We start from the raw sequence: 6,046 nt of genomic DNA, 5'->3' as shown, positions 1-6,046 counted from the left end.
GAATCCCATGTCTCATCAATGCATCGTTCCCTGTGCAGCAGCAGCCCACTATATTTATGCCATTGGCACCAAGGGATCTTGCTTTTTCAAGGAGCAGGGGATCATCGGAAAATTCAATGATCTTCTCTGAAAGCAGTGGAACATGACCCTGGATTACCACATTCACTTTATCTTTTTCAAGCACATTGAACCCGATCTTTGAAGAAAATATTTTCGGGGTGCCAAAAAGCACATCCTGTAATTCCGCACTTATGATGAGTGATGAAATATCAGCAACTCCCAGCCTTGCTGCATGCAGTACGAACTCTGCGGGATCAGCCATGGTACCCATAGAGGTTTCATGCCCCGAATCAAGCAATTCCCTACCTACTGATCCGGGCATTACTCCGAGTTTTGAAAGATTTTCAAAAATATCAGGAGGATAATACGATCTGGCAAATCTCATGTATTTTTCATCTCCCATGATATCGGATATTGCCACTTCTGCGACATCTGTACCCATGGCTTTGATCCCCTGTTTTGTGCAATTGATTTCCGTGCAATTGATTTTCCTTGCGACCGATTCTAATTTTATCGGTTCTTTTATCGTGAATGATGTATTGTTCCTGACTGTCTTGAGTAACGTTGATGCCACATGCAGGGCATGAGATGAATGTGCTGCCGTACCTCTTCCTATCATCATGAGAAGATTTCGTGCCACAATTGTATCAGCACTTGCACCGCATGTTCCCTTTAAGGAACGACCTGAGATCCTGCACGGCCCCAGCATACATTGCTTGCAGCATATTCCTCTTGAACCAAAATTACATTTTGCTTTCTTGCATTCCCCGGCACCATAATTACCATTCCTGTGAAAAATGGTTTCTATTCCCAGCACATGTGCGTGCCTGATCATTTCATCGGTTGCATTATCCGGGTTTTTTATCTCATTATTTTTCATAGTGATTTAAAGAATATTTATTAAAATTAAAAAGTATTTTAAAGACCATATAGGTACTATATCTATACCATGCTTATTATGATGAGTTATAAAAATAATTATTATGTTACTTTTATAACAGAGAACAAAATTTGAAGTATATTAAGATCATTCAATTACTCAGATATGAGCCTGATAGTAATAGCAATCGGCGGGAATGCAATATTAAATCCGGTAAAAGGAAACCCGAAAGAGCAGCAGGAATTGATAAATCGGACATGCAGGGAGATCGCCCGGATAATCAGTGAGGGACATGATATTATTTTGACACATGGCAACGGCCCCCAGATAGGAAATATCCTGGCGATGCAGGAAGAATGCGGACTTGTTCATCCCCAGCCGCTTGATATTTGCGGAGCTCAAACACAGGGTATGCTTGGTTATTCGCTTCAGCAGTCTCTTATTAACGTGTTATCGGAAATCGGGATCAAAAAAGAGGTAGTGACAATTCTGACACAGGTGATAGTTGATGGGTCATGCGGTTCGTTTGAGAATCCCACAAAGCCGATAGGTCTTTATTATCCTGAGGAAAGAGCAAAGATGATGATGGCAAGGGGCATTAAGATGATCCACGATAAAAAAGGATACCGCAGGGTTGTTCCTTCACCGATGCCGCTTGAAATTGTTGAAGAAATCGCTATCAGGAAGCTCATTTGCGAAGGCGTATTGGTTATAGCAGCAGGCGGGGGAGGTATCCCCGTCATCAGGAAAAATGGTTTACTTATAGGGATTGAAGCCGTAATTGATAAAGACCTGAGCGCAAGCCTGATGGCAAAAGATGCCGGTGCAGACACTTTATTGATCCTTACGGATGTTGAAAATGCAGCATTGAATTATGGAAAAAGCAGCCAGGTCGATCTTCATGAAATAACAGTTTCGCAGGGCGAGCAATACATAAAAGAGGGACATTTCGGAAAAGGGAGCATGGAACCAAAAGTCCTTGCTGCTATCGGATTCATTAAATCAGGCGGAAAATCTGCGATCATATCAAGCCTTGATAAAGCACTTGATGCGCTGGTAGGAAAAGCTGGAACGAGAGTTATTGCTAAATCCTGAAATAACTCACCGCAGAGAGCACAAAATTATGATTTAATGAATTAAATTTTCAATAATCTCATCAAACCTTGTTGAGCGATAATATATCAGTTTCTTTTTTCCGGATGTAGTCTTTTCTAAAAGCCCCTTATCTTCTAAATACAGAATATCTTTTCTTGCTGTTTCATAAGCAGTGTTAAATTTATTTTGCATTTCCTTTATTGTAAATGTGAATTTAGGATTATCTGATAAATATTTTAATATGTAAATTTGTCTTTCATTGGTGTTTCTTATTTTCCTGAAATCATAAAGTTCAGTTTTTTCCTGGATTTTCTGTGCAATATAATTTTTAAGATCCTGGAATGCTGATTCTGTTGTTTTTAACTGATATTTTATGAAATAGGTTAGATCATTTTCATCAAATTCAGTAAACAAATATGCTCTTGCATACTGTGCACGAGATTTAATGATAATTCTTGAAATAGACATATATTCTATTAACCAATAATTCCTTGAAAGCAGGTACCAATAGAAAATTGCTCTCGCAGTCCTTCCATTCCCATCCACAAAAGGATGGATGTACCCGATCAAGAAGTGCAATATGGAAGCCCTGATTATCGGATGTACAAATCTGATCTCATCACTTTCATTGGCAAAATGACAAAATTCATCCATCAAATGTTCGATATTTTGATGGTCCGGCGGGTGATAAACAACATCTCCTTTTACGTTAACAACAGAAATATCGTTTGTAGTCCGATATTTTCCTTCATTATCCGGATCATCCAGGGTATCTTTTGTCATCGAAGCATGAATTTCGAGAATTAAATCGGACGTAATTTTATTTTTTAATGGTTTTATTTTTTTAATAGTATTGTAATTATTCAGGATCATTTGTTCAGATTTATTTTTTGGCTTTCTTTCCTGTCTCAGCATCGATTTGGCATGTTCCCTGGTAGTAACCGCCCCCTCAAGTTGGCTTGAAGCAATTGCTTCTTCCATAATTGAATCGATCAAATATTGCTTCTTATTTTCTTCCGGAATAATGTCCCCTTTAAGTTTTCCCCCTAAATTAAGATCAAATTCATGTAATTTTTTATTAATATAAGATATCAGATTATATTTAAATTCAAATCCTTTAATATCACTTAATTTAATTATATCGGGGTGAGAATTTCTCTGGACTTTAGTAATTTTCCATAAAATTTCGGGTTTGATTTGTTGAGAAATTGTTTTATACTTTAATTCTGACCAGTATAAATAACTATCATAAATATCTAAAATCGCTTGCCTGTATTTGTCGTTCTCCAGATATTTTTTAATTTCATCAATTTCGTTAAATTCAATTTGTGACGATGGTGGTTTCTCAGGAATTCTCATGATTACTACTAATTACTATTTTAGGCAATATTAGTAATGAATAGTAATAAATGTTTTTGTATATCGATGAAATTTCTGCCGTGATTCCTCCTGCTTTGCATGTGCGGTATCCCGCAGTCAATGTGAGGATTGTATTCTGCTAATTAATCTAATACGATAAAACGTCTCGCAAAAATTGTTTGAAGGGTGTGGGAATCAAGAGACGGTAGATAGTATAACTGCAAGCATTGCTCTTTGTTCCGCAATTCCGGCGTTCTGAACACCCAGGTCTCGGAGTTGCCTGTTTTGATTGCCATGCAAATGGCCATACGAACGGTGCCACCCATCTTGTGGGCGATATCCGGCCGCAGGAGCTCCGCCATCGCCTTGATACACCGACCCTGCGCGGCGTAAATATCCAGCGCCTTTTCGGCTCACAGCGTGCACTGAAGTCTGTAGAGGACTTCACGGAGTTCGAACAGCGAGGGGCTTACTTTGATGGCGACCCTGTGATCGCAACGAAGAAGGGCGTCAACCCGCTTGAACGCGGCAGCCAGGTTCATTTCATGGCTGAGTTCCAGGAACTTCTGGATTTTCCACCCGCCCCAAAACTTAACATATTTGGAAAACTGGATGCTAATAAGTCCTCTGAGTCTGAAATGCGCGGACAGGAATTATTCTTTGGGAAGGCAAAATGCGTTATCCTCGTATGATCAACGGGATGATGGCAAGTGCCGATGGTCCGATCAAGACTTTCCCCCTGCGCGGCATCAAGGATTCTCCTCCTTACTTCCACGATGGGCGGCTGCTGACTCTGGATGACACAGTTGAATTCTTCAACATGATCCTGGAGACAAAACTCACTAAGAATGAGAAGAAGGATCTTGTGGCATTCTTGAGGACGCTTTAGTCTGAAATAGTGGTAGTGGAGTGGTTGCCTCGTTGTTTGAGGCGAAAAGAGGCTCAACCTTGCATGGTTGGGCCTCCAAATAAAAATCCAATAAAAATCCACATAAAAAATGCAACATGTTTAAATGATAAGATGACCAATCTTTATCATGAGGTTGGCGTATGAAAACAAAAGTCATAATAATGGGAGCCGCAGGGCGCGATTTCCATAATTTTAATGTTTTTTTCAGGGATAATAGTGATTACGAGGTCGTGGCATTCACGGCTGCGCAGATCCCGGGTATATCAGGGCGCAGTTACCCGAAGCAACTGGCAGGGCAGCTTTACAGCAAAGACATACCTATATACCCTGAGAACAAATTGTCACAGATCATTAAAGAGAATAGCATAGACCAGGTAATACTTGCATATTCAGACCTCTCTCATGAGACAGTCATGCAAAAAGCTTCTCTTGTCCTTGCAGCAGGTGCGGATTTCCGGCTGATGGGAACAAAAAGTACAATGCTACCTTCAAAAAAACCGGTTATCTCGGTGTGCGCGGTCAGGACCGGTTCCGGTAAGAGCCCCACCTCGCAAAAATTGGTGGATATACTTAAAGAAAAAGATATCAAAGTAGTTGTTGTGCGCCATCCGATGCCGTATGGTGACCTTTTGAAACAGGAGTGCCAGAGATTTGCATCGATGGAAGATTGCGTGAAGAACGAATGCACAATAGAAGAAAGGGAAGAATATGAACCCTATATATGCTGCGGAACAGTTGTTTACAGCGGAGTTGACTTTGCGAAGATCCTTGAGGCTGCACAGGGTGAAGCTGATATCATCATATGGGATGGCGGGAACAACGACATCCCGTTTTTCAAACCCGACCTTCATATCGTTATTGCTGATCCGCACAGGCCAGGACATGAACTCACTTATTATCCGGGGGAAGTGAATGTTCGCCTTGCGGATGTAGTGATCGTTAATAAAGTGGATTCGGCCCGGAAAGAAGACGTGGAGACAGTGATCAGGAATGTAAGATCCATAAATAATAATGCAAGGATCATAAAAGCCAATTCTGCTATATCAGTTAAAGATCCGGATGCGATCAAACAGAAACGGGTTATTGTTGTGGAAGACGGCCCCACACTCACCCATGGGGGAATGTCATATGGTGCTGGTATAATTGCCGCAAAAAAATTCGGGGCAAAAGAGATCATTGATCCCCGTCCATATGCCGTAGGTTCTATCCATACTGTTTTTCAGGATTTCCCGCATATTGGCGCCGTGCTTCCTGCAATGGGATACAGCAGCGACCAGATAAAAGAACTGGAAGATACGATCAATGCTGCGGATTGTGATATAGTCATAGCAGGAACGCCCATAGACCTTGGCAGGCTATTGAAGCTGAATAAACCCGTAATCAGGGTTAGATATACTATTGAGGAAGTGGATGGAACGCTTGATGAAATTATTGACGAATGGTTAAGATCGCGGCCAGGTAAGTGATCCGAAATTGTTGGTGGACAAAAAGTTAAATAAACAATAACAATCTATTAGGCTTGAATCAAGATATTGCAAATTGGTTCATAATGCGGTTGTGGTCTAGTGGCTATGACAGGGGCTTCCCAAGAACTTTTGCAGGCATGGCAAAAATCAGGAAACAGCCTCTAACCCGGGTTCAAATCCCGGCAGCCGCATTTCATTTTTTTTTATTTTGGTTATAAAAAGACTTTAATCTTACTGAAATTCAACATTCAAAACATATATATATGAGTATCTACA

At 40.6% G+C, this 6,046-nt stretch carries 5 protein-coding genes, 1 tRNA gene and 1 pseudogene; 5 read left to right on the top strand and 2 right to left on the bottom strand.

From position 1 onward, the window contains the following. Nucleotides 1-940, bottom strand: a pseudogene (locus CL181_RS00990) (hypothetical protein); the annotation flags it as partial. 165 nt (nt 941-1,105) lie between these two features. Between CL181_RS00990 and arcC the strand changes: the two are divergent. Next, on the top strand, nt 1,106-2,035 hold the full coding sequence (arcC, locus tag CL181_RS00985) for a carbamate kinase (RefSeq protein ID WP_097297380.1): 930 nt from the start codon (nt 1,106-1,108) through the stop codon (nt 2,033-2,035). Nucleotides 2,036-2,068: 33 nt separating this feature from the next. Here the strand turns inward: arcC and CL181_RS00980 are convergent, their stop codons facing one another. After that, complete coding sequence (locus CL181_RS00980) at nt 2,069-3,394, bottom strand: Fic family protein (protein ID WP_097297379.1); 1,326 nt, start codon at nt 3,392-3,394, stop codon at nt 2,069-2,071. Nucleotides 3,395-3,621: 227 nt separating this feature from the next. Between CL181_RS00980 and CL181_RS00975 the strand changes: the two genes are divergently transcribed. The 4 genes from CL181_RS00975 (at nt 3,622) to CL181_RS00965 (ending at nt 5,961) form a co-directional block, all read left to right on the top strand. Next, complete coding sequence (locus CL181_RS00975; RefSeq protein ID WP_217993046.1) at nt 3,622-4,086, top strand: hypothetical protein; 465 nt, start codon at nt 3,622-3,624, stop codon at nt 4,084-4,086. Further along, complete coding sequence (locus CL181_RS20795) at nt 4,068-4,283, top strand: hypothetical protein (RefSeq protein ID WP_217993045.1); 216 nt, start codon at nt 4,068-4,070, stop codon at nt 4,281-4,283. The genes CL181_RS00975 and CL181_RS20795 overlap by 19 nt, the downstream gene beginning before the upstream one ends. Before the next feature lie 161 nt (nt 4,284-4,444). Then, nucleotides 4,445-5,770 carry a cyclic 2,3-diphosphoglycerate synthase gene (locus tag CL181_RS00970; protein ID WP_097297378.1) on the top strand — a complete coding sequence of 442 codons (1,326 nt, stop codon included), beginning with the start codon at nt 4,445-4,447 and terminating at the stop codon, nt 5,768-5,770. Between the two features lie 85 nt (nt 5,771-5,855). Continuing rightward, nucleotides 5,856-5,961: transfer RNA gene (locus CL181_RS00965), tRNA-Gly, on the top strand. Nucleotides 5,962-6,046 lie beyond the last annotated feature (85 nt).

The organism is Candidatus Methanoperedens sp. BLZ2, from assembly GCF_002487355.1.
GTDB lineage: Archaea > Halobacteriota > Methanosarcinia > Methanosarcinales > Methanoperedenaceae > Methanoperedens.
The sequence above is the reverse complement of the archived record's forward strand: the minus strand, read 5'-3'. Positions and strand labels throughout refer to the sequence as shown.

Coding starts and splice junctions, on each gene's coding strand:
- CL181_RS20795 (WP_217993045.1), top strand. CDS start 4,068: ATGCGTTATCCTCGTATGATCAACGGGATGATGGCAAGTGCCGATGGT.
- arcC (WP_097297380.1), top strand. CDS start 1,106: ATGAGCCTGATAGTAATAGCAATCGGCGGGAATGCAATATTAAATCCG.
- CL181_RS00970 (WP_097297378.1), top strand. CDS start 4,445: ATGAAAACAAAAGTCATAATAATGGGAGCCGCAGGGCGCGATTTCCAT.
- CL181_RS00980 (WP_097297379.1), bottom strand. CDS start 3,394: ATGAGAATTCCTGAGAAACCACCATCGTCACAAATTGAATTTAACGAA.